This window comes from Cypionkella sp., from assembly GCF_034376685.1.
GTDB lineage: Bacteria > Pseudomonadota > Alphaproteobacteria > Rhodobacterales > Rhodobacteraceae > Cypionkella.
The window spans coordinates 1-23,080 of sequence record NZ_JAXMJJ010000058.1; the positions used below are offsets into that span (position 1 = coordinate 1).

19 protein-coding genes and 1 pseudogene are annotated in these 23,080 nt (G+C 61.0%); 6 read left to right on the forward strand and 14 right to left on the reverse strand.

The genetic code is table 11. The annotated features are described in order from the left end of the window. Positions 1–454 (reverse strand): annotated as a pseudogene (locus U1A24_RS11890) (excinuclease ABC subunit A); the annotation flags it as partial. Positions 455–633: 179 nt separating this feature from the next. Here U1A24_RS11890 and U1A24_RS11895 point away from each other — a divergent pair. Further along, on the forward strand, positions 634–942 hold the full coding sequence (locus tag U1A24_RS11895) for a rhodanese-like domain-containing protein (RefSeq protein WP_322322187.1): 309 nt from the start codon (positions 634–636) through the stop codon (positions 940–942). On the opposite strand, the gene U1A24_RS11900 is transcribed toward U1A24_RS11895, so the two are convergent. The 7 genes from U1A24_RS11900 to U1A24_RS11930 all read right to left on the reverse strand — a co-directional run bounded on the left by U1A24_RS11900 (position 916) and on the right by U1A24_RS11930 (position 10,254). Then, a complete protein-coding gene (locus tag U1A24_RS11900) occupies positions 916–2,091 on the reverse strand; it encodes an MFS transporter (protein WP_322322188.1) in 1,176 nt (391 codons plus the stop codon). The two genes, U1A24_RS11895 and U1A24_RS11900, sit on opposite strands and share 27 nt — an antisense overlap. Before the next feature lie 22 nt (positions 2,092–2,113). Beyond that, positions 2,114–2,332, reverse strand: coding sequence for a DUF6500 family protein (locus U1A24_RS11905; RefSeq protein WP_322322189.1), 219 nt, complete (start codon positions 2,330–2,332; stop codon positions 2,114–2,116). After that, entirely contained in the window at positions 2,332–3,726 is a 1,395-nt protein-coding gene (lpdA, locus tag U1A24_RS11910) for a dihydrolipoyl dehydrogenase (RefSeq protein WP_322322190.1), read from the reverse strand. The genes U1A24_RS11905 and lpdA overlap by 1 nt, the downstream gene beginning before the upstream one ends. A 75-nt stretch (positions 3,727–3,801) precedes the next feature. After that, positions 3,802–4,389: a DUF924 family protein gene (locus U1A24_RS11915; RefSeq protein ID WP_322322191.1), complete on the reverse strand. Its 588-nt coding sequence runs from the start codon at positions 4,387–4,389 to the stop codon at positions 3,802–3,804. A 64-nt stretch (positions 4,390–4,453) separates the two neighbouring features. Further along, a complete protein-coding gene (locus U1A24_RS11920) occupies positions 4,454–5,686 on the reverse strand; it encodes an MFS transporter (RefSeq protein ID WP_322322192.1) in 1,233 nt (410 codons plus the stop codon). A 102-nt stretch (positions 5,687–5,788) separates the two neighbouring features. Further along, complete coding sequence (gene queA / locus U1A24_RS11925; RefSeq protein ID WP_322322193.1) at positions 5,789–6,820, reverse strand: tRNA preQ1(34) S-adenosylmethionine ribosyltransferase-isomerase QueA; 1,032 nt, start codon at positions 6,818–6,820, stop codon at positions 5,789–5,791. Next, a complete protein-coding gene (locus U1A24_RS11930; RefSeq protein ID WP_322322194.1) occupies positions 6,817–10,254 on the reverse strand; it encodes a DUF3971 domain-containing protein in 3,438 nt (1,145 codons plus the stop codon). Before U1A24_RS11930 ends, queA begins: the two co-directional genes overlap by 4 nt. 131 nt (positions 10,255–10,385) lie before the next feature. Between U1A24_RS11930 and U1A24_RS11935 the strand changes: the two genes are divergently transcribed. The 4 genes from U1A24_RS11935 (at position 10,386) to U1A24_RS11950 (ending at position 13,648) form a co-directional block, all read left to right on the forward strand. Beyond that, entirely contained in the window at positions 10,386–10,847 is a 462-nt protein-coding gene (locus U1A24_RS11935) for a peroxiredoxin (protein ID WP_322322195.1), read from the forward strand. Then, a complete protein-coding gene (locus U1A24_RS11940; protein ID WP_322322196.1) occupies positions 10,847–11,656 on the forward strand; it encodes a ferritin-like domain-containing protein in 810 nt (269 codons plus the stop codon). The genes U1A24_RS11935 and U1A24_RS11940 overlap by 1 nt, the downstream gene beginning before the upstream one ends. 164 nt (positions 11,657–11,820) lie before the next feature. Then, a complete protein-coding gene (locus U1A24_RS11945; RefSeq protein ID WP_322322197.1) occupies positions 11,821–13,149 on the forward strand; it encodes a M23 family metallopeptidase in 1,329 nt (442 codons plus the stop codon). After that, positions 13,139–13,648, forward strand: a complete 510-nt coding sequence (locus tag U1A24_RS11950) for a polymer-forming cytoskeletal protein (protein WP_322322198.1) — start codon at positions 13,139–13,141, stop codon at positions 13,646–13,648. The genes U1A24_RS11945 and U1A24_RS11950 overlap by 11 nt, the downstream gene beginning before the upstream one ends. Before the next feature lie 143 nt (positions 13,649–13,791). Here the strand turns inward: U1A24_RS11950 and U1A24_RS11955 are convergent, their stop codons facing one another. The 5 genes from U1A24_RS11955 to U1A24_RS11975 all read right to left on the reverse strand — a co-directional run bounded on the left by U1A24_RS11955 (position 13,792) and on the right by U1A24_RS11975 (position 20,935). After that, positions 13,792–14,565 carry a DUF2189 domain-containing protein gene (locus U1A24_RS11955; protein WP_322322199.1) on the reverse strand — a complete coding sequence of 258 codons (774 nt, stop codon included), beginning with the start codon at positions 14,563–14,565 and terminating at the stop codon, positions 13,792–13,794. 105 nt (positions 14,566–14,670) lie between these two features. Next, positions 14,671–15,798: a peptide chain release factor 2 gene (prfB, locus tag U1A24_RS11960; protein WP_322322200.1), complete on the reverse strand. Its 1,128-nt coding sequence runs from the start codon at positions 15,796–15,798 to the stop codon at positions 14,671–14,673. A gap of 68 nt (positions 15,799–15,866) precedes the next feature. After that, complete coding sequence (locus U1A24_RS11965; RefSeq protein ID WP_322322215.1) at positions 15,867–18,416, reverse strand: penicillin-binding protein 1A; 2,550 nt, start codon at positions 18,414–18,416, stop codon at positions 15,867–15,869. A 136-nt stretch (positions 18,417–18,552) separates the two neighbouring features. Then, a complete protein-coding gene (locus tag U1A24_RS11970) occupies positions 18,553–19,755 on the reverse strand; it encodes an N-acetylmuramoyl-L-alanine amidase (protein ID WP_322322201.1) in 1,203 nt (400 codons plus the stop codon). Between the two features lie 37 nt (positions 19,756–19,792). Then, positions 19,793–20,935: a pyridoxal phosphate-dependent aminotransferase gene (locus tag U1A24_RS11975; protein ID WP_322322202.1), complete on the reverse strand. Its 1,143-nt coding sequence runs from the start codon at positions 20,933–20,935 to the stop codon at positions 19,793–19,795. Positions 20,936–21,024: 89 nt separating this feature from the next. Here U1A24_RS11975 and U1A24_RS11980 point away from each other — a divergent pair, with 89 nt between their 5' ends. Beyond that, a complete protein-coding gene (locus U1A24_RS11980) occupies positions 21,025–21,771 on the forward strand; it encodes a DsbA family protein (RefSeq protein ID WP_322322203.1) in 747 nt (248 codons plus the stop codon). A 143-nt stretch (positions 21,772–21,914) separates the two neighbouring features. Here U1A24_RS11980 and ispG read toward each other — a convergent pair whose 3' ends face one another. Next, complete coding sequence (gene ispG / locus U1A24_RS11985; protein ID WP_322322204.1) at positions 21,915–23,060, reverse strand: flavodoxin-dependent (E)-4-hydroxy-3-methylbut-2-enyl-diphosphate synthase; 1,146 nt, start codon at positions 23,058–23,060, stop codon at positions 21,915–21,917. Between the last annotated feature and the right edge of the window lie 20 nt (positions 23,061–23,080).

A 23,080-nucleotide genomic window follows, 5' to 3' on the forward strand; every position in this document is an offset into this window, starting at 1 on the left:
AGGCGCGGCTGCCCTCGGGCATTGCCATCACCGCATCAACCATATCCTGCACCTGCATCGCAGTGATCGGCAGTCCCGTCGCGGGGCTGAACGGGGTGCCGACGCGAGCGAACAACAGGCGCAGATAGTCATAAATCTCGGTCACCGTGCCCACGGTCGAGCGCGGGTTTTTCGAGGTGGTTTTCTGCTCGATGGAAATCGCAGGGCTGAGGCCGCTGATATGATCGACGTCAGGTTTCCCAGCCATATCAAGGAATTGCCGCGCATAGGCCGACAGGCTTTCGACATAGCGCCGCTGGCCTTCGGCATAAATGGTATCAAACGCCAGGCTGGATTTACCCGAGCCCGACAGCCCTGTGATCACCACGAACTGATCGCGTGGGATGTCCACATCGACGTTCTTCAGGTTATGCTCGCGCGCGCCGCGCACTTCGATGAACTTATGTTCGGCCATGACCCACCCCATTCGACGCCGTATAGATAGGGTGAATGCAGTGAGTCTCCAACCGAAAAATGTGAACGAAGTGTGAACGTGATGCAAAGTTGCATGATTCTGACATAGGGCAGCGTCTTTACAACCCAAACATATTCATATACCTGCATATATAAGTTGCAAAGCCAGAAAGTTGAACCATGACCAAACTGACCGCTCACGCTGCAATTGCAAAAGCTTCGATTGGCGCGATCACCCTTGTCGATGTGCGCGAGACCGCCGAAGTGAAGCAAACCGGCAAAGCCAAGGATGCGCTGCATATCCCGCTGGCACTGATTGCGCTGCAAGCTGCTGACAAAATTGATAAATCCAAACCCGTTGCGGTCTATTGTGCAGTGGGTGGCCGCGCTGGCATGGCGGTGCAGGCGCTGACCAAGCTGGGCTATGATGCGCATAGCATTGGCGGATTCGGCGATTGGGCCTCAGCCGGTGGTGCGGTCAGCCGATAACCGTCGCCGCGCTTGCACGCTGTGAATAACAATGCCAAGCGCCGAAAAACCGATCAGAAAGCCCGCAAGCCCGCTGACTCCGGCTTGCGACAACAGCCAAGCCAGCAGCGGCGTGCCGGTGGTGGTGCCAAGGTTGCCCAGTTGCGCAATCGCCCCGGCGCCGCGCGCGCGATCCTCTGCGCTGGGGTTGATCTGCGCGAGGCTGGCGAAACTTGCGCCCTGCACCACGCCCAAAGCGGCGGCCATAGCCAAGGCAAAGGCGGCTTCGGATGCGCCCTGCCCCCATGTCAGCCACAGGCCAAGGCTGGCAAGGATGGCCACGGCGAAGCCCGCCTGCACCAGCCGGAACGCCGGGATTTTTGACAGCAGCCACACCCCCAAAGACAGCGAAACCACGATGGAGACGAGGGGCATCGCAACACCAATAAACGCGCCCCAAACGGGGGTGACCGCGGCGGGCAGCAGGGTCAGCACGGCCACATATGTCACGGTGTAGCAGACGAACCCCATGGCCGGGGCGGCGATATAGGGCGAGGCATAGATCGCGATGTGTTGGGCCAGCAGATTGCCCTGCCCCGAAGTTTGGCGGTGCGCGGGATCAGGCGGCAACAGGGCAAACAAGGCCGCAAGGCACAGCAGCATCCAAAGCCCGTGCGCCTGAAACAACGCGCCCGGACCATAGCCCGCCACCAGCCCCGGCGCGAAAAAGGCCAAAGCCGCATAGGTCACCCCGAAAAACGATGACCATAGTGTCATCGCCAGGCCCTGATGCCGCTGCGACGTGACACCCGCAATCGCTGTCGGGCCGACAACCACGATGGTCAAATGCGACACGCCCTCCAACACACGGGTCAGCATCATCAGCGGATAGCTGGGAAAGCTCGACTGGATCAGACTGACGACAGCGCCCAAGGCCAAGGCCGACAGGATAGCGCGGCGCGGGCCGATTCTTGCCACCAGCAGCCCCGCCGTGGTGCCAAAGATCAGACCAACGATGCCAACGATGGACACCATCAGCCCGATACCTGCGCCCGCATGTGCGGCGTAGGTGGTCTGAAGCGTTTGATACAGAACGGAAATCTTGCCGAACTGTGCCGCTGCGCCCAGACCTGCGGCCCAAAGCGCCAGAACGGTCAAAACGCTGCGCATCGGTCATCCTTTCGGCAAGATTTCACAGCCCAGACAGAAGCATCGCCTTGATCCGGGTGGCTTTTTCAAAATGGTCCAACTGATGGGTCTCTATCCACCAGGTTGCGACCTCCATCAAACCTGTCGGATCATCGTTTTTATTGGCAAAGAACGCGTAGAACGACAACCCGACGCCGTCGCCCTTCTGCGCAATCTTGGCGTCACACACCGCCAGCGCCTTTTGTCGCAAAGCGGCGCGCATTACATATGCAAAGCGCGACCGTAGGCGTCGAGCACGGATTCGTGCATCATTTCCGACAGGGTGGGATGCGGGAAGACGGTGTTCATCAGGTCTTCTTCGGTCGACTCAAGGCCGCGCGCGACGACATAGCCTTGGATCAGCTCGGTCACTTCGGCACCGATCATATGCGCGCCCAGCATCTCGCCGGTTTTGGCATCGAAAATGGTCTTGATGAAGCCCTCGGCCTCCCCCAGAGCAATCGCCTTACCGTTACCGATGAAGGGGAAGCGGCCGACTTTGATCTCAAAGCCCGCCTCTTTCGCCTTGGCCTCGGTCAGCCCGACGGAGGCCACTTGCGGATGGCAATAGGTGCAGCCCGCGATGGAGTTCGGCTTGATCGGGTGCGGATGGCCGCCCGCGATCAGTTCGGCCACCATCACGCCTTCATGGCTGGCCTTGTGGGCAAGCCAAGGTGCACCGGCGATATCACCGATGGCGTAAAGCCCTGCGACCCCGGTGCGGCAGAATTCATCCGTCACTACATGGGTGCGGTCGATTTTGACGCCCAAGGCCTCAAGCCCGAGGTTTTCGATGTTGCCGACGATGCCCACGGCCGAAATCACTGTGTCAAATTCCTGCGTGGTGGTGCCTTTGGCATCTTCCAGATGCGCCACGACTTTGCCCGGCGAGCGATCCAGTTTCTTCACCGTGGTTTTTTCAAGGATCTTCATGCCTTGCTTGACGAAAGCCTTTTTCGCGAAGGCGGAAACTTCGGCATCTTCCACCGGCAGCACGCGGTCCATCACTTCGACAACAGTGGTATCCGCGCCCAAAGTGTTGAAGAAGCTGGCGAACTCGATGCCGATGGCACCCGAGCCAATCACCAGCAGCTTTTTCGGCATGCGTTTCGGCTGCAAGGCGTGGCGGTAGGTCCAGACCAGATCACCATCCGCTTCCAACCCCGGCAGTTCGCGGGCGCGCGCACCGGTGGCGAGGATGATCGACTTGGCGGTGAGTTCCTCGGTGCCTTTGTCGGTTTTGATGGCAACCGTCCCGGCCTTAGGCAGCGTTGCCGCCCCCATGAACACCGTGACCTTGTTCTTCTTCATCAGATGGCCAATGCCGCCCGAAAGCTGTTTGGCAACCCCGCGCGACCGCGCCACCACGGCGTTCAGATCGAAATCCGCGCCCGTCACCGACAGGCCAAATTCCTTGGCGCGGTGCATCAGGTGGAACACTTCCGCCGAGCGCAGCAGCGCCTTGGTCGGGATGCAGCCCCAGTTCAGGCAGATACCGCCCAAGTTCTCGCGCTCGACAATCGCCACTTTCTGGCCCAACTGGCTGGCCCTGATGGCCGCCACATAGCCCCCCGGACCTGCGCCGATTACGATCACGTCAAAATTTTGAGCAGCCATCTTTCCCTCCTCAGAAAAAGTAGTTTGCCATTAAACTATTTTCAAAACCCAAGCAACGCTGGCGGCGCTGCGGGCCTATGCAGATGCTGCATGGCTGTCACGCAGCGCAGTAACGGTAGCGCCATAGCCACCAGCAGCAAGAAATGCAGTCTCCCCCGGAGTATTTTCTCTGCCCAAAGCCGCGTTGCGGGTGGGGAAGCGACCAAAACGCGCGATAATGTCCTGATGCGCGCGGGCGTGCAGCAGCATTTCGGGGTCAGAGGCCATACGTTCACGCATCAAGGCCACCGCCTTATCCTGATCACTGACATCCTCGGAATGCTCAAACGGCATGTAGAAAAACTGCCGTTCAGGTTCAGGCGCGTTCAGATCCCAGCCCTCGGCCACAGCCTTTTTCGCAGCGGCCAAGGCTTGCGGATCGCTGGCAAACGCCTTGGCGGTGTTGCGGTGGATGTTGCGCGAGAACTGGTCGCACAGGATCAGATAGGCCAGCGTGCCGACGGTGCCTTCGACCCAATGCTCCAACCCGCCATCAAAGGCCGCTTGCCAGATTTCACCGAAACGCTCGTCAATGGTGGCATCCAACTCTGGCGCGCCCGAATACCAACCCTCAGGGCCCACCTCACCCAGCCAGAAATCGAGAATCTCAATCGGATCAGACATAAGCGCACCTCTTTCAAGGCAACGTGGCAGGTAAAAGCCGCGCCCGCAACCGCTTTGGAAGGCGTCAGCGGCGCGGTTCTTCTTGCTCTTGCAGCACCGCATCCACCGCCAAGGCCGAAGCTGTGGGTGTCAGGCCTGCATAGGTGTTGGTTTGCACCGGGGCTGTGCGCCGGGTCATCCGGTAGGCGGCATAGCCTGCAAGGGCGGCAAAGAACGCCCCTATGATCAGGAAATAGCCTTTCGGGCCGATCACCCCCATCAGCCAACCCGCCAGCAATGGGCCAAAGATCGCGCCGAAGCCGTTGAGAAAAATCAACCCAGCCGAGGCGCCGGGCATTTCCTCTTTGCTGAGGTAGTCGTTGGTATGGGCAATCAGCAGCGAATAGAGCGGGTTGATGATGCCGCCCAACAGGCTGGCCACCAACACCTCAAGCATAAAGGGCAAGGGCACGGCGGCGGCCACCGCCATCACCACGGCACCAGCGGTCGACATCCACAGGATCAGCACGCGGCGATCCACGCGGTCAGACAGCCAGCCGACAGGATATTGCAGCACCAGCCCGCCGACATACATCGCGGCGACAAAGATTGCGATCTGGCCAATGGTCATCGCTGACATCGCGCCATAGACCGAGGCCATGCCGAACATCGCGGCAAACACGCCGCCGGTCAGCAACATCCCGGCACAGCCCAAGGGCGAGGTGCGGAACAGTTGCGTAAAGCTCATGCGTTTTATGGTGGCAAAGGTGGGCGCGGGGGTATCGGCCAGCAAGATCGGCATGAAAGCCAGCGAGACCAACACCGACGGGATGATGAACAAGCCAAAACCGTTCGGATCGCCCATCGCCAGCAGCCCTTGGCTGGCGATGATGCCCAGCATCTGCACGATCATATAGGCCGACAGCGCCTGACCACGGGTCTCATTGCTGGCGGTGTTGTTCAGCCAGCTTTCGGCGGTGACATAGATGCCCGAGAAACAAAAGCCGATCAGCACCCGCATCACCGCCCAGGCCTGCCAATCCAGCAGCAGCGGATACAGCACCAATACGGCAGAAATCATCGACCCCAACGCGGAAAACACCCGCACATGGCCGACGCGGCGGATCATTTCCGGGGCAAGACGCGAGCCGCCGAGGAAGCCGAGGAAATAGGCCGACATCACCACCGATAGCTCGAAGGTGCTGAAACCTTCCAGCGCGCCCCGGATGCCCAGAAGCGAGCCTTGCACGCCATTGCCGACCATCAGCAGCATGACGCCCAGCAGCAAGGGCCAGGATTGGGCGAGGACTTTCAGCATCAAAGGCTCCGGGTTCTACGGCAAGGTAGCATGGTAAATCTTACCGCGTGATGTATTTGCGACAGGAAACGCCAGCGACGCGGCAGGCTATGGATCAGCGGCTTATGGGATCAGCAACGAGGCATCGCCGTAAGAAAAGAAACGGTATTGCTGTGCAACCGCATGGGCATAGATACGGTCGACCCGAGCCTTGCCCATCAGCGCCGAAACCAGCATCAGCAAAGTCGATTTCGGCAGATGGAAATTGGTCATCAGCGCATCTGCCACGCGGAAGCGATAGCCCGGATAGATGAAGATATCGGTGGTGCCCTGCCAGGGTTGCACCTGCCCCGTCACAGCCGCCGATTCGATCAGCCGCAGCGCGGTGGTACCGACAGGGATCACCCGCCCGCCGGCGGCCTTGGTGGCGTTGATTTCCGCGGCAGCCTGCGGGCTGACCTGCCCCCATTCGGCGTGCATCTTGTGGGTGGTGACATCTTCGACCTTCACCGGCAGGAAGGTGCCTGCCCCGACATGCAGCGTCACTTCGGTGAAGTCGACACCCTTGGCCGCAAGGGCAGCAAGCAGGTCGGCATCGAAATGCAGGCTGGCGGTGGGGGCGGCAACTGCGCCTGCGTGCCGCGCAAACACCGTCTGATAATCGGCGTTATCCTGCGCATCCGCCGCGCGTTTGGCGGCAATATAGGGCGGCAAAGGCATTGCCCCTGCGGCATTCAGCGCAGCGTCGAAATCATCGCCGGTCAGATTGAACTCCAACTGCAGATCGGTTTCGGACTTCGCGGCGACGGTCGCCGAAAGCTGATCGGAAAACCGGATCACCTCACCGACATTCACCTTGCGCAAGGGTTTGGCAAGCGCGCGCCAACCCTGCGCTTGCGGTTCCAGCAGGGTGATTTCCACCTTCGCCACCGCCTCACCACGCTGTCTGTGGCCGAACAGGCGCGCGGGGATCACACGGGTATTGTTCAGCACCAAGCGATCACCGGGACGGAAGATGTCAATCAGATCAGTTACATGCAGATCCGTGAGCTGATCACCTTGCGCCAGCAGCAACCGCGCGGCAGTCCGCGGCCGCGCCGGGCGGGTGGCGATCAGCGCCTCTGGCAGATCAAAGTCAAAATCCGACAGGTTCATCCGCCATTTCCTTCTGTGCCGGCTGATCCAATGACAGGCGGGGGGCTGCGGAAAATCTCGCGGAACATCCCCGGCGTCAAGATCGATAGCGGGTTCACATCGACCTGCGGATCGGCTGCCGTGCCGCGCAGGGCATAGTTGAAGCCAAACACCCCTTCGCCGCGTTTGGTCAGAATCGATCCAATGCCGTTCAGCATGTAGATCGGCGAGATCGTGCCCTGCATGAACAATTCAGCGCTGGAGCTTTTGTAGACCCCCGCCATCGACACCCCCAAGGAGGCCCCAATCGCCGAGCCGTGATGCACCTGTATCGCATTTGGCGTCAGCAGGAAGGCGGCCTCGACATTGTTGAACAAAAGCCCCTCGCCGTTCAGCTGCTCAAGGATGCCCACCACGGAAATCGCGTTCAAAAGCTCGGCCAGCACATTGGTGTTGCGTACGCGCAAGGCACCCATCTTGACCACGCCGTCATAGCTGCCCGCCTCAGGGCGCGGTTGCAGCGTCAGATCCAAAGATCCGCCACGGGCCGAGGCGAAGATGCCCGCCGCCGCCATCACAGCCCCCGCGTCATCGGCCACCAGCCGCACCGCCGTGCCATTGCGCGCGGGCACAATGGTGCCCTTCACATTGGCCTTGCCGTTGACCGCACCGATGAAATTGCCGTTCAAGCCCCCTGCCAGCGAAAAATCGCCCCGGAAACTGTTCAGGGCGATGGTTTGCGACACACGCAGACTGTCCAGACGCAGGCTCAGCGGGCTGCCCCCCGACTTGCCGCTTGATTTGCGCTGCGACGCCGATGGCATCCGCCGCATATCAACCGTGCCTCCGGTCAGCGCGAGGCCGACAGATTTGCCCTGCCCGCGACCCCGGATTTCTGCGGGCGCGTCCAGCCAATCGCCCAGACGCACGCGGTCAAACCGGGCCACATCCAAGCCGCCGCCAGCCTTCAGCGTCACCGTTCCGGTCGCATCCAAACCGCTGGCCTTCAGGGTGATGCTCTCGACCAGAGGCGGCTTGCCCAGGCGCACCTCTGCCGTCAGCTGCCCCTTGGCCCCAGCGGGCTTTGACCAGCCCACCTCGGGAATGCTCAGCCCGATGTTGTTCAGATCGGACACCAGCGACAAGCGCCCCGGCTGGCCACGCTCCAGCGCGATCTTGACCTGTCCCTTGCCCTGCCCCGAAACCATGCCATCCGGCAGCCCCAGCCCAAACTCTGACGCGGTTTTCTGCGACAGCGTCACCGAGCCCTCAATCTGCGCCTTGCCCTTCTGGTCCAGCGCGAAGCCCTGACGATAGGTCACATTGAAGCCCACAGCACCGATCTGCCCCGCACCCGCGATGCTCAGCCCGGTGGTATCGGCGGACACTGCAAGACTGTCTGCGGTGATCTTGCGCCCCGGCACGACGGTCTCGGACGAAAACCCCGCAACCGTGCCCGCGACCTGATATTGCACATCCTTCAGCGCGATTTTCTTCTGCAACGGCATCCGCAGATGCGTTTCTATCTGTGCTGTGCCCTGCCCCAAGGTCACCGGCTGGTCGGCTTTCGACATGAAGTTGAACGGCGGCTGATCCAGCAAAGACAGTGCTGCAATCAAGCTCGACTGGGTTTTGAGGGTAATTTCCGCGATGGCAGGCTTCTGCGTCACATCCGGGATCGCAAAGACCGAGCCCGCCACGTTGATCTCACCGCCCTCGGGCGGGGTCACGGTGCCACCCGACATCACCATCGTATAGGCCTGACCCTCGACCGAGGCATAGCCATCGCCAGCTTTGATCGGCGGCAGGGTGGCCAGAAACCGCACATCGGCGTCGTTGAAATTATAGCCCAGATGCAAGCGTGGCTCGGCCCCCGGCTCGATCCGCAGGGCGGCGCGCACATCGGTCAGCGACCCGTTCAGCACGTTCTTGTCGACCCAAAGCCGGGTGTTCGGCAACAACGTCACCGGCCACAGCGCAACCAGCTTGTCATGTTGAATCTCATTCAGCGCCAGATCCACCGAGGCGCGCCAGCCCTGCTGATCGGCGCCCAGGCGACCTGAAGCCGACAACCGCCGCCCGGCCTCGGTCAACGCGAGTTGGCCGATCTCGATCGAGAACGGCTGCAACCGCATCCGCGTATCCAAGGCACCATGACTGAACTCTACAGGTTCTTCGAACAGACCCTCGGGATCCAGTGTCACCTGCGAAAACTCAAGCTGACTCAGATAGGCGTCCGGCATCTCAGAGGCCAAAGCGCCGGTGATGCGGCTGCCATCGGCGCGGACCATATAGCTGTGGCCCGAGGCCTTCACCCGCAGGGTCGGGCTTTGCACCGAGAGCGCTGTCATATCCATGCGGCCCTGCTCTGGCACAAAACGCATTGCCATGCTGGCGCTGTCAAAGGCAATCGGACGGGCCTCGGGGCTGGGCTGCAAAGCGCCCGCACCAAAGCCCAAGCTGGCCTCAAGCGCCACAATGCCCTCGGCGCGCAGGGTGGTGTGAATCTCGCCCGAGATCGGCGCATCCAGCAGCCCCACCCAAGCGAAGGGGGCGGCGATGGTCGCCACATCCTTGGCGGCCACCCCGTCAATCTGCGCAGAGATCCGGGCCTGATCGTCGGTCTTTTGTGACACGATGGTCAGCACCGCACGGGCGGGGGTCGGGCTGCTGATCAGCGACAGGCTCACCTCTGCCGCGACCTCCGAGTCGCGATTTTCCAACCGCAAACGGCCATCGCCAAGATCAAACCGCCGCCCCGAGCGCTGGTCCTGCAAGGTCAGGGTCAGCGCCTCGGCCTCGATCGTGGTCAGACTGGCGGCGGCAGGGCTGGCAAAGGCAAGATCCACCACGTCAAACAGTTCGGCCAAGGTGCGGATTTTCGGCTGCACCCCCTCACCGCCCAGCGAAAGGTCAAAATTGCCATCGCGGTCGCGGGTCATCTGCACATGCGCGCCGACCAGTTTCAGGCTGTGGGCGCGAAGCTGACCGCGCAGCAACGCCGCAGGATCCAGCGTCAGCCGCAGATCGGGCAGCGTCAGCAGCGCCTGTCCATTGGGCTTCAACACCCGCAGATCATCCAGCCGCAGCCGGGGCACCCAATCGCCGTCCACCGTGATCTCGACGCCCCCAAGCGCCAGCGCGGCTTCGGGCAGGGCTTTGGACAGCGCGGTATTGGCGCGCTGCTCGATTTCAGCCACCACCCAGACCGGCATGGGAATTGGTTTGCCTGACAAGGCAAGGCCCGCAAAAATCAGACCAAAGATCACCAGCAAGAAGAACAATCGCGTGGCAAGTCCGGTGCGATGGCGCTTGCGGGGTTTGGCGGGTTTGCGGCTGGCCGGGCCTGACTGTTGCGAGGCGTTTTCAGCACCCGGCGCGGCATCCGGGACAACGGGCACAACGCTGACGGTGGCCGGATCGCCCCCTGCCGCGTTCTGCACATCCTTCACCATGTTTGTCGTAGCCTTTCCAATTGCCCGGCGTGTGCCGCCGCTGCCGTCTCGCAACGGCGGGCTTGCCTTTATCTTTGCCCAAAGGCAACTAGATCGCAAAGGGTTGATCCCAAAAAAGCAAGGAGCCGCGCATGATCGAGATTGGCCAAACCGCCCCTGATTTCACCCTGCCCCGCGATGGCGGCGGCAGCATCACCTTGTCGGCTCTGCGGCCTGCCCCGGTGGTGCTGTTCACCTATGGCGGCGACGGCACGCCGACTTGCACCAATGAGGTGATGGATTTCAACGGCTTGCAGGCGGATTTCGCCAAGGCAGGCTGTGTTGTACTGGGTCTGTCAAAAGACAGCGCCGCCAAGCACGACAAGTTCATCGCCAAAATGGGCATCACGTTGCCGCTTGCCTCGGATGCGGGGGGGCAAGTGATGGAAGAGTGGGGGGCATTTGGCGAAAAACTGTTTTTCGGCAAGCTGGTGCAAGGTGTTCTGCGCTCTACCTTCCTGATTGATGCGGGCGGTCGGGTGGCAAAGATCTGGAAGGTGGACCGCGTCAAGGGCCATGCCGCCGAGGTTCTGGCGGCAGTGCAGGCGCTTTGATGCTGACTTTGGCTGAAATGGCGGTCGAAGTGCTGACCACCGCCGACGGGCGCGCGAAAACCGCTTTGTCCCATGCCCATGCTGCCCGTTGGCGTGCCGCACGGGCGGCGGGTGCGCCTTTGGCGATAGGTCAGGCCAACCCACCGCAGCGCCCTGCCCGCCCCGAAAAGCCTGATCTTCTGGACCCGCGCGAGGTGCCACGTCGCCGCCCTGGCTCGCCTTTGGGCCGCATCGCCTTGCTGCATGCTGTGGCACATATCGAGCTGAATGCTGTCGATCTGCATTGGGACATCATCGCGCGCTTTACCGACACGCCGATGCCCTTGGGGTTCTACGACGATTGGGTGCAGGCGGCAGATGACGAATCCAAGCATTTCAACCTGCTCTGTGATTGCCTTGAGGCAATGGGTAGCCATTACGGGGCGATGCCCGCCCATGCCTTCATGTGGCAAGCCGCCGAAGATACGGCAAGCGACCTGCTGGGCCGCCTTGCCGTGGTGCCGATGGTACTGGAGGCACGGGGTCTGGATGTGACGCCGGGCATGATCGCTTTGTTCACCCAAGCCAAAGAAACCCAAGCCATTGCCGCGCTGAATACGATCTATGCCGAAGAAGTTGCGCATGTGGCTTACGGCTCGAAATGGTTCAACTGGCTGTGCGGGCGCGCAGGCGATGATCCGAAAGAGATATTCCATGCCCTCGTGCGCAAGTATTTCCACGGCAATCTGAAGCCGCCGTTCAACGAAGAAAAACGCGCCGAAGCCGGATTGCCGCCCGATTTCTACTGGCCTTTGGTGGATCAGGCCTGAGATTTATCGGCGGAATCTCGCCTATCTTGGCGAGTTTCCGCCCCGGTTCCCTCGGGATTGGTCAAATTTGTTGCGACTGCCACAAGCGCTGGCTAATCAGGCAGGAGCCCGGCAAATGGGCAACCCACCCGCCCTTTGCGCCAAAAGAACCGGAACATGCCGCTGTGCTGACACGCTTCACCTATCGGATTCACACGACGTTGGAGCGGTATCTGCCGGAACAACGGCTTTTCCTGAAATCTGATACAGAGACGCGTTTCATCCGGCTGCGACCCAGCACGCAGGCGATTGCTCTGGTCTTCGGCTCTCTGGCACTGGCCTGGACGATTTTGGCCACCGCTGTCCTGCTGCTCGATTCGATTTCGGCGGGCACCTCGCGGCAACAGGTGGCACGCCAGCAGGCCCTTTATGAACAACGGCTGAATGATCTTTCGGCTGACCGCGATCTGCGCGCCGAAGAAGCCGCTTCCGCGCAGGGCCGCTTCAACCTTGCTCTTGCACAGGTGTCCCAGATGCAAGCGCGGCTGCTGGCCTCGGAAGATCGCCGGCGTGAGTTGGAAACCGGCATCGACGTGATCCAGAACACCCTGCGCGGCGTGATCAAGGAACGCGATCAGGCGCGCGAACAGGTGGCCTCGCTGTCCGACGTCCCCACCGCTGGCCGCACCGAAGCGGAAAGGCTGGCGGATGCTGATGCGACACTGGAAATGATGACCGCCAGCTTGGGCGAAACCGCGCAAGCCCGCGACACCATGCAGACCCAAGCGGCCAAAGCCGATGAGCGGACAGCAAAAATCACCCAAGAGAAACAACAGCTTGAAGCGCGCAATGATGCGATCTTCGCGCAGCTTGAAGAGGCGATGAACGTCTCGGTCGAGCCCCTGGACAAGATGTTCCGCGCCGCAGGTCTGTCGCCGGATGATCTTTTGTCCGCCGTGCGCAAGGGCTACAGCGGCCAAGGGGGGCCACTGTCGCCGATTTCGCTGTCCACCTCGGGGCAAGCGGCCTCAATGGATGAAATCCGCGCCAATGCAATTCTGAAAAGCCTTGATAACATGAACATGTACCGCATGGCGGCCTTCAAGGCGCCATTCGGGATGCCGGTGAAAACCGCCGTGCGCTACACCTCGGGCTTTGGCGGCCGCAATGACCCGATGGGACGCGGCTATCGTCGCCACGAGGGGCAGGACATGGCGGGCGACTACGGCGCACCGATCTTGACGACCGGTGACGGAGTTGTAACCTATGCAGGCTGGGAAAACGGCTATGGTCGGCTGGTGAAGGTGCAACACGCGTTTGGTATCGAAACCCGCTATGCCCATATGTCGCAGATCCGTGTCGAAGTCGGTCAAAAGGTATCGCGCGGCGACCGGATCGGTGATATGGGCAACTCGGGCCGGTCCACCGGCACTCACCTTCACTACGAGATCCGTATCGGCGGATCCGCGATAAATCCGATGACCTTCATAAAGGCAGCGAACAATGTTTTCTAAAAGCCGCATCAACGAACCGGGCCCCAAAGCGGGCGAGACCGACAAGCCCAAAGCGCCGGAGGCACCTGTGACCAAACCCTCGATGGATTTCACCCCCACTCAGCCCAAGGGCAAAGTGGCGGCTTCGGTGCTGTCTGCCGATCTGACCGTGGTGGGCAATCTGCGCACCACCGGCGATATTCAGGTTGAAGGCACGGTCGAAGGCGATATCCGCGCGCATCTGCTGACCGTGGGCGAAACCGCAACCATCCGTGGTGAGATTGTGGCCGACGATATTGTCGTCAATGGCCGGGTAATCGGCCGGGTGCGCGGTTTGAAAGTGCGCCTGACCTCGACCGCCAAGGTCGAAGGCGACATCATCCACAAAACCATCGCCATCGAATCCGGTGCGCATTTCGAAGGCTCGGTGCAGCGTCAGGACGATCCGCTGTCGACCGGCCGCGCCGCAGCGCCCGCCAGCCGGATTGTGCAAGCTCCGGCCTCCAGCGAAGAGTCTTAAACTCTCGCACGGACGTACAGCATCGAACTATCCGCACGGGCATTGGGGCAGACCTCAATGCCCGTTGCCATTTGGTCCCCTCGACTATCCCGCCACGCTTGCAAGGGCGGCGACTTTGGCCGTGCCGATGGGTCACTGTTCAGTCAGGCTTCCCAACTGACTGCGCGGCGATAGAGATGCCAACTGGCATGGCCCAGCACAGGCAGCACGACGAACAACCCAAAGAATCCCGGCAGCATCGCCAGAAACAGCGCCACCGCGATCAACGCGCCCCAGCCCAGCATCACTGCTGGGCTTTCGGTGACCACCGCGAACGAGGTGATCATCGCAGTAACGAAATCCACTTCATGCTCCAACAGCATCGGCAGGCTGACCACGGTCAAGCTGAACAGCAGCGTCGCAAACACCGCCCCCACAGCGGTGCCCACTGCCAGCATGGTCAGCCCCGCAGGCGACAGAAACACCGCCAGCGAGGATGACACATTGGTCATCACCGCATTGCCCAGAAACAGCGCGAAGATCATGTGCGACAGGAAGTTCCAGAACAGAAAAAACACCACGATCACCGCCGCCATCGACGGGATCTGCCGATCCTTTTGCCGGAAGATCACCAGAAAGGTCTGGTGCCGATTAAGCGGCAAACCCGCTTCAAGGCGACGCGATACATCGTATAGCCCGCAGGCGATGAACGGCCCCAGAATCGGAAACCCCGCAGCGGCGGGCAGCGTCCACCACACCTGCCCCGTCCCGGTCACCACGAAATAGATCAGCCAGCCGCCAATCACATAGATGCAGGCGAACAGCAGCCCGTAATACGGTGCTGCCAGAAAGTCCTGCCAGCCCGCGCGCAAGGCCATGCGCAGATCGCTGACCTCGACATGCATCACCTCTGGCCTGTCAGCCTGCACTTGTTCCATGCGTCTCCCCCGCTTTCGGCAAGCCTATGCAGGGAAAGTCATTTTAAGAAAGATGTATTTTTGACAAGGCATTAAAGCCCGATCTTGATGCAACAGGATCGGCGTTTACTCTTCGGCATTCGCCTCGGCACGCGATTTTCCCGCCACATCCATCGCCAAAGTCGCGGCCATGAATTTGTCAAGATCGCCATCCAGCACGCCGCCGGTGTCCGAGGTTTCGTGCCCGGTGCGCAGGTCTTTCACCATCTGGTAAGGCTGCAACACATAGGACCGGATCTGGTTGCCCCAGCCCGCATCGCCCTTGGCATCATGCTGCGCGTTAATCGACGCGTTGCGGCGGTCCAGCTCGACCTGATACAGCCGCGAGCGCAGCGCATTCATGCAGGCCTCGCGGTTCTGGTGCTGCGATTTCATCGAGCTTGTCACCACGATATTGGTCGGCAAGTGGGTGATCCGCACCGCCGAGTCAGTGGTGTTGACGTGCTGCCCCCCCGCACCCGAAGACCGATAGGTGTCGATGCGGATGTCGCGGTCAGGAATGTCGATCTCGATGTTGTCATCGACCACCGGATAGACCCAGACCGAGGCGAAAGAGGTTTGTCGTTTGTCTGCCGACCCATAGGGGCTGATCCGCACCAGACGATGCACGCCGGATTCGGATTTCAGCCAGCCGTAAGCGTTCAGGCCGGAAATCTTGTAGCCCGCCGATTTGATGCCGGTCTCATCCCCCGCACTTTCCGACTGCAATTCTACCTTGTAGCCCTTTTTCTCGGCCCACCGCACATACATCCGTGCCAGCATCGACGCCCAGTCACAGCTTTCGGTGCCACCCGCGCCTGCGTTGATTTCCAAGAACGTATCGTTGCCATCGGCCTCGCCGTTCAGCAAAGCCTCCAGCTCTTTGGCCCCGGCAAGATCAACCAATCCCTTCAGCGCCTCTTCGGCCTCGGTCACGATGTCTTCATCGCCCTCTGCCTCGCCCAGTTCGATCAGCTCAACGTTGTCGCGCAAGCCGGATTCGATCAGGCGGTAGGTTGAGATTTGCTCGATCAGCCCTTGGCGTTCGCGCATCAGCTTTTGCGCCTTGGCGGGATCATTCCACAGATCGGGGGCTTCGATCATCGCGTCGAATTCTTCCAACCGATGCGCCGCCGTCTCCCAATCCATCCGCTGGCCCAAAAGGCGCAGGGATTTGGTGATGGCATCGACATTGTATTGCGTCTCGGTGCGCATGATCGGGAGTTCCTTCGTATACTTCGGCGGGGTGATAGCGCGGCAAGGCTTAAGCGGCAAGAGCCCCGCTAATACAGCCCACCTGACGACAGCGTGCCGAAATTCGCCTTCTTCGGCACCGATTTCGTCTGGCCATCCGAGGTGGTTACCGTATCCGATCCGCCGCCATCGCTTTCGCCGTTGGCAAACAACGGCAGGTTCGATCCCATCGCAAAGCCACCATCAATGATCTCCCCCAGCGCATAGAGCGGCTCTTCGCCCTCACGGAAGTATTCAGAGATCACATTGTCGCCGCGTGCATCCGGGCCAAGCAGCGCGCCGGTGAAACGGTCGATATTCTGGAAATAGCCGCCCGGCGGCACTTTGAACTTGGTGCCCCCCCGACGCTTGACGACTTCTTTCATGAATTCCTGAAAGATCGGCACGCACAAGGTGCCGCCAAACGCCCCCGGCCCCAGACTGCGCGGCTGGTCAAAGCCCATGTAACAACCTGCCACGGTGTTCGATGTATAGCCAACAAACCAGACATCCTTGGCGTCATTGGTGGTGCCGGTCTTGCCCGCCACCGGCACCGGCAATTTGACGCCCGTGCCAGAGCCGCGCCGGATCACCCCCTCCATCATCGAGGTCAGCTGATAGGCGGTGATCGCATCCATCACCCGCTCACGGTTGCTGTCAATGGTAACAGCTTCGCCCTTCGGCAGACGCGGCGAATTGCAATCTTCGCATTTGCGCTGATCGTGGCGATAGATCGTTTTGCCGTAACGGTCTTGCACCCGGTCCACCAGCGTGGGTTCCACCCGCTCACCGCCGTTGGCGAACATCGCATAGGCCGCGACCATCTTGTACAGCGTGGTTTCCTGCGCGCCCAAAGCGTTGGCAAGGAACGGCTGCATCGGCTTGTAGACGCCGAACTTCTCGGCATAGCTGGCGACCAGCGGCATGCCCATTTCCTGCGCGATCCGCACCGTCATCAGGTTGCGCGATTGCTCGATGCCAGTCCGCATCGGCGTCGGGCCATAGAATTTGTTGGTCGAGTTCTTGGGCGTCCACAAGCCTTGCGGGGTTTCCACCTCGATCGGCGCATCGACAATGATCGTGGCGGGGGTAAAGCCCGAATCCAGCGCCGCCGCATAGACGAAAGGCTTGAACGACGAGCCCGGCTGACGCGTGGCCTGCGTGGCGCGGTTGAACACCGAGGATTGATAGCTGAACCCGCCCTGCATCGCCATGACGCGGCCGGTGTTCACGTCCATCGCCATGAAGCCGCCCTGCACTTCCGGCACCTGCCGCAACGACCAGCGCACAAATTCGCCGGTTTTGTCATCGGTCACTTGCCGGACCAGCACCACATCACCCACGGCGACCAGATCGGCAGGCACGCGGGCTTTCTTGCCCAGCTTGCCGCCCTCCAGCCGCTTGCGCGCCCAAGTCACGTCATTGGCAGGGATTTCCTGCACGCCGTCGACATCTTCGATCCCGACCTCGGCGGTGTTCTCGCCCAAAGCCAGCACCACGGCGACATGCCAGCCGATCACATCGCGCGGCATGTCCCTGACCTCAGACAAAGCCTTGCGCCAAGCGGTCTCATCACCCAGAACATCCGCAGGAAGGGTCTTGCCGGTGCCGCGCCAAACGCCCTGATTGCGGTCGTATTTCTCAAGCCCGCGCCGCAGCGCGATAGCGGCGATCTCTTGCAGCTCGGGGTCTGCCGTGGCGCGGATCGACAGGCCACCGCCGAAGAACTCTTCCTCACCAAAGGTACCCGACAGCTGACGGCGAATTTCATCGGTGAAGTAATCGCGCGGCGGCAGCGCCTCGCGGAAGGCCGGGTAATCGCCATTCTGCACGGTTTTCAGCGGCTCTTCACGCGCCGCCTTATAGGCCACCTCATCCAGATAGCCGTTCTGCAGCATCTCGTTCAGCACATAATTCCGCCGCGTCGTCAGGCGTTCTTTCTGCGTCACCGGATTGTAATCCGAAGGAGCTTTCGGCATCGACGCCAAGGTCGCAGCCTCGGCGGGGCTAAGCTGATCCAACGATTTGTTGAAATAGGTCTGCGCCGCCGCCGCCACCCCGTAAGAGTTCTGCCCGAGGAAAATCTCGTTCATGTAAAGTTCAAGGATCTTGTCCTTCGACAGCGTCTCTTCCAGCCGTGAGGCCAGAATCAATTCCTTGACCTTACGCTCAACCGAGCGCGACCCATCGAGCAGGAAGTTCTTCATCACCTGCTGGGTGATCGTCGAGGCGCCACGGGTGTTCTTGCCGCGCGACTTGATCGCATCCCAGATCGCCGAGGCCATGCCCTGCACGTCATAGCCCCTGTGGCTGTAGAAATGCTTGTCCTCGGCCGAGATGAACGCATCGCGCACCAGCGGCGGAATATCCTCAATCGGCACGAAAAGCCGGCGTTCCTTGGCGAATTCATCAACGATACGCCCCTCACCCGAGTAAATCCGGCTGATGGTGGGCGGTGAATAGCGCGCAAGGCTGTCATGGCTTGGCAGGTCTGCCGAATACATCCAGAATACCGCGCCCAAAGTCAGTGCGCCGAACAACAGACCTAGCGTGATCGTCGTGAAAATGCCCCCGAAGAAAGAGCCGATAAACCTGAGCACGCTTGTCATTCCCGTCTATGCCACAGGCCCTTTGCCCACGCACGCGCGCTTATACACGCGGGCATGGGCAAAGGTCAAAACACTCCGGCGCGATTTCTGAAACCGGGCAAAGCCCCGCCAGTTCTTGCTTTAGCGCCTACTTCAGCGGCAGCGCCTGCAAGCCTGCATCCTGCTTGCCCCAAGCCTTCAGGGCCGCGACCATGGCTTCAGCCATCTTTGCCCGCCATTTCGGATCGTCCAGCCGCTTCAGATCACTGGCCGACGACAAGAACCCCAGTTCCACCAAAACCGATGGAACATCCGCCGATTTCAACACCGAAAAACTGGCGCGCTGCCGGGGGTGGCGGTGCATCTTCAGCCCCTGTCCTTTGATCGCGACCTCCAGCGCCGTCGCCAGCCGCTCGGTGCGCGGAGTGGTATCGGTGCGCGCCATATCCATCAGCACTTCGGCCACCAGATCATCCTGTTGCGTCAGATCGACCCCGGCGAGCAAATCATCGCGGTCATGGCGTTCGGCCAGCGCCGCCGAGGCCGCATCGCTGGCATCCTCTGACAAACTATAGATCGTCGCGCCCACGGCATCGCCCTCGGCAAGCGCATCGGCGTGCAGCGACAGGAACACATCCGCGCCCGCTTGATGCGCAATGGAAATCCGGGTTTCCAGCGGCACGAACACATCTTCTTCGCGGGTCATCACCACATCAAAGCTGCCATCGCGCAGCAGCAATTCCTTCAACTCCCGCGCAAATCGCAGCACTAGGGTCTTCTCGTTCTGCCCATCGCGCTCCGCCCCCGGATCAAGCCCGCCGTGGCCGGGATCCAGCACCACCACCAGCTTGCCATCCTGCTTGGCGGCGGCCTTGGGCAGATCCACCGGTTTGGGCAATGTCCAGTCCGCAGGCTCGGGTAGCGCAGCCAGTTCCGCAAAGCGTGCAGTCGCTGCAGGCTCCAGCCGCAGATGCACCGCAACGGCCCCGCCCGTGTGCATCTCTGCCGAGGCCACTTCCATCGGCCCCGCCAATTCCAACACCAACCGCGACCAGCCGGGGCGCAGCACGCCCGCGCGGATCGCCACGATCTTCTCACCCTTCAGCGGCATATCCGAAAGCCCGCTCCAGTCGACCTCGCGGAAATCCACCACCAGCCGCGCCGGATTGTCCAGCACCCGCACCCGCCACGGCACCGGCTGCGAGATCGCCAGATCAATCTGCACGCCTGATCCCGCATCTGAAATCGAAGACGCGCCCGCCTCAAATTTGGCCAGACCCGACAACTGCTGCGCAAACCCCGGCGAGGCCAGCGCGCAAATCAGCAAAACAAGGCGAACAAGCGCTTTCATCTTGGTCTGAATATCCCCGCCAGAGGCAAAACGCACCTCATCTTTGCGCCATATAGTCGGCCAATCGCTCCAGCCCTTCGACAATATCCGCGGTGCCGCGCGCATAGGAAAACCGCAAGGTCTGGCCGCCGCGCACCGGATCAAAGTCGAGCCCCGGCGTCACCGCCACCCCGGCCTTGTGCAGAATATCGCGCGCAAAGCCCAAGCTGTCCTGCGTGAAATCGCTGACATCGGCATAGATATAAAACGCCCCATCCGGCGGTGCTATCTTGTCAAAGCCCGCGCGTGGCAGACCTTCCAGCATCAGCCGCCGGTTCTCGGCATAGACCGCGCGATTGGCCTCCATTTCGTCAATGCAATCCAGCGCCGCCAAGGCCGCCACTTGGCTGACATGTGGCGCGCAGATGAACATGTTCTGCGCCAGCCGCTCTACCGTGCGGATGTGATCCTCTGGCACCACCATCCAGCCCACCCGCCAGCCAGTCATGCTGAAATACTTTGAAAACGAGTTGATCACATAGACATCGTCGCTGATTTCCAGTGCCGAATGCGCCCGCTCGCCATAATGCAGCCCGTGGTAAATCTCATCCGAGACAAAGCTGATGCCGCGCTGATGGGCATATCCGATCAGATCGCGCAACGCATCTTTCGACAGCATGGTGCCCGAGGGATTGCCCGGCGAGGCCACAATCAGGCCCTGCATATCCACCCCCGCCAGATCTTCCGGCACCGGCTGCAAGCGGTTCTCCGCCCGCGTGGCAATCCCCACCGGCTGCAAAGACAGCGCCTTCAGGATCTGCCGATAGGAGGGATAGCCAGGCTCGCCCAAGCCCACCCGATCGCCTGCATCAAACAAGGCGGTAAACGCCAACAGGAACGCACCAGACGAGCCTGCGGTGACGATCACCCGCTCGGGGTTCAGCGTAACCCCATACCAGCGTTGATATAAAGCCGCGATGCCCGCCCGCAATTCAGGGATACCCAGCGACACGGTATAACCCAAAGCCTCTGTTCCCATCCGCGCCGACAGCGCCGCAATCGCGCCTTGTGGGGCCGGGGTAGACGGCTGGCCCACCTCCATATGGATGATCCGCCGGCCCAAAGCCTCCAGCGCCGACGCTTCGGCAACCATATCCATCACAATGAAGGGATCAACCTGACCCCGGCTTGATCTATCCATCACCCAGCCCCTATTGTTGCGGCCAATAGTCCCGCCTACAAGGCGTTCGTCAACCCCGGCCGAACTTCGGCCCAGACCGAGGTTCCCCGATGCGCCTGCCGCTTCTCGCCGCCCTGTTGTCCTGCACGCTCGCCATGCCCAGTTTCGCCGAAGGCATCGAATCGATGACCGAGGCCGAGCGCACCGCATTCCGCGCCGAGGTCAAAGCCTATCTGCTTGAAAACCCGGAAGTTCTGGTCGATGCGATGAATGTGCTGAACGACCGTCAGGCGCAAGCAGAGCTTGCCAGCGACCAGCAGTTGATCGTCGAGCACAAGGCCGATCTCTTCGCCGACAAAGCCTCGTGGGTCGGTGGCAACCCCGATGGCGATATCACCGTCGTCGAATTCATGGATTACCGCTGCGGCTATTGCCGCAAAGCCTATCAGGATGTCGAGGATCTGGTGAAAGCCGACGGCAATATCCGTCTGGTGCTGAAAGAATACCCGATCCTCGGCGATGACTCCGTCGCCTCGGCCCGGTTTGCGATTGCGGTGCTGCAACTGCATGGCAACGATGCCTACAAAAAGGCCCATGATGCGCTGATCACCCTGCGCGGCACGCCCGATGCCGAAACGCTGGGCCGCCTTGCCACCGATCTCGGCTTTGATGCCAAGCCTGTGCTCGACCGGATGGCGTCGGATGAGGTCACTGCGGTGATCGCGGCCAATCAGGAGCTTGGCAACAAGATGTCGATCAGCGGCACCCCGACCTTCGTGATCGACAGCCAGATGCTGCGCGGGTATGTGCCGCTGGACGGGATGCAGCAGATCGTGGCGGCCGAGCGTAAAAGCTAAGCCGCCAAAGCCAAGCCTCTAAAACTTATCTAAAATTGTCATCCTCTGTGCTCAAATATCCCACGGGGTAAGCCGCATTGCTGCTTCAGCAATGCGGCTTGGGGGTGTGAAACCCCCATCCGCCCGATGACATACGCGCAGCCCTATACCGCCTGCGCCGCCTCACGGTCAGCTGCCTCACGCTCAGCGGCCTCAATCTCCGCCGCCTTTTTCTCAACCAGGTCAACTATGTGATCGACCATACCCTCGTTGCCCAGTTTGTGATGCTGCTTGCCCGCCAGATAGACCATGCCTGATCCCGCCCCGCCGCCGGTAAAGCCGATATCCGTCATCAAGGCCTCGCCCGGCCCGTTCACCACGCAACCGATGATCGACAGGCTGAGACTGGTGGTGATATGCGCCAGCCGATCCTCCAGCGCCGAGACGGTCTTGATCACGTCAAACCCCTGCCGCGCACAGGACGGGCAAGAGATGATCGTCACCCCGCGATGGCGCAGGCCAAGCGATTTCAGAATCTCGAAGCCGACCTTCACCTCTTCGACCGGATCGGCAGACAGCGACACACGGATGGTATCGCCAATTCCCGACCACAAGAGGTTGCCCAACCCAATCGCCGATTTCACCGTGCCGGACACAAGCCCCCCCGCCTCGGTGATCCCCAGATGGATCGGCGCATCGGTGGCCATCGCCAATTGCTGATAGGCGGCGGCGGCCATGAACACATCTGACGCCTTCACCGAGATTTTGAACTCGTGGAAATCATTGTCCAGCAGCAACCGGATATGGTCCATGCCGGATTCCACCATCGCATCCGGGCAAGGTTCACCATATTTATCAAGCAGATGCTTCTCCAAAGATCCGGCATTGACCCCGATACGAATGGAACAGCCATGATCTTTCGCCGCCTGCACCACATCGCGCACCCTTTGCGCATTGCCGATATTGCCGGGGTTGATGCGCAGACAGGCCGCCCCCGCCTCAGCAGCTTCAATCGCGCGTTTGTAGTGGAAATGGATGTCGGCGACGATCGGCACCGGGCTTTCGCGCACGATCTCCCGCAGCGCAAAAGTGCTGCCCTCATCTGGCGTCGACACCCGCACTATATCCGCACCCGCCACCGCACAGCGTTGAATTTGCTCAATCGTCGCCGCGACATCGGTGGTCAAAGTGTTGGTCATGGTCTGCACCGAAATCGGCGCATCACCCCCGACCAGCACCTTGCCGACGCGAATTTGCCGCGACACCCGCCGTTCGATGTTTCGCCAAGGGCGGATCGGATTATGGGTCATGGCGGGCTCCTTTAAGCTGC

Bases quoted from the DNA above. Each gene is read 5' to 3' on its own strand.
- U1A24_RS11930 (WP_322322194.1), bottom strand. From the start codon at position 10,254: ATGGTGAAGGATGTGCAGAACGCGGCAGGGGGCGATCCGGCCACCGTC.
- U1A24_RS11940 (WP_322322196.1), top strand. From the start codon at position 10,847: ATGCTGACTTTGGCTGAAATGGCGGTCGAAGTGCTGACCACCGCCGAC.
- U1A24_RS11920 (WP_322322192.1), bottom strand. From the start codon at position 5,686: ATGCTGAAAGTCCTCGCCCAATCCTGGCCCTTGCTGCTGGGCGTCATG.
- U1A24_RS11895 (WP_322322187.1), top strand. From the start codon at position 634: ATGACCAAACTGACCGCTCACGCTGCAATTGCAAAAGCTTCGATTGGC.
- U1A24_RS11905 (WP_322322189.1), bottom strand. From the start codon at position 2,332: ATGCGCGCCGCTTTGCGACAAAAGGCGCTGGCGGTGTGTGACGCCAAG.
- U1A24_RS11955 (WP_322322199.1), bottom strand. From the start codon at position 14,565: ATGGAACAAGTGCAGGCTGACAGGCCAGAGGTGATGCATGTCGAGGTC.
- prfB (WP_322322200.1), bottom strand. From the start codon at position 15,798: ATGCGCACCGAGACGCAATACAATGTCGATGCCATCACCAAATCCCTG.
- U1A24_RS11915 (WP_322322191.1), bottom strand. From the start codon at position 4,389: ATGTCTGATCCGATTGAGATTCTCGATTTCTGGCTGGGTGAGGTGGGC.
- U1A24_RS11900 (WP_322322188.1), bottom strand. From the start codon at position 2,091: ATGCGCAGCGTTTTGACCGTTCTGGCGCTTTGGGCCGCAGGTCTGGGC.
- U1A24_RS11935 (WP_322322195.1), top strand. From the start codon at position 10,386: ATGATCGAGATTGGCCAAACCGCCCCTGATTTCACCCTGCCCCGCGAT.
- lpdA (WP_322322190.1), bottom strand. From the start codon at position 3,726: ATGGCTGCTCAAAATTTTGACGTGATCGTAATCGGCGCAGGTCCGGGG.
- U1A24_RS11980 (WP_322322203.1), top strand. From the start codon at position 21,025: ATGCGCCTGCCGCTTCTCGCCGCCCTGTTGTCCTGCACGCTCGCCATG.
- ispG (WP_322322204.1), bottom strand. From the start codon at position 23,060: ATGACCCATAATCCGATCCGCCCTTGGCGAAACATCGAACGGCGGGTG.
- U1A24_RS11975 (WP_322322202.1), bottom strand. From the start codon at position 20,935: ATGGATAGATCAAGCCGGGGTCAGGTTGATCCCTTCATTGTGATGGAT.
- U1A24_RS11950 (WP_322322198.1), top strand. From the start codon at position 13,139: ATGTTTTCTAAAAGCCGCATCAACGAACCGGGCCCCAAAGCGGGCGAG.
- queA (WP_322322193.1), bottom strand. From the start codon at position 6,820: ATGAACCTGTCGGATTTTGACTTTGATCTGCCAGAGGCGCTGATCGCC.
- U1A24_RS11970 (WP_322322201.1), bottom strand. From the start codon at position 19,755: ATGAAAGCGCTTGTTCGCCTTGTTTTGCTGATTTGCGCGCTGGCCTCG.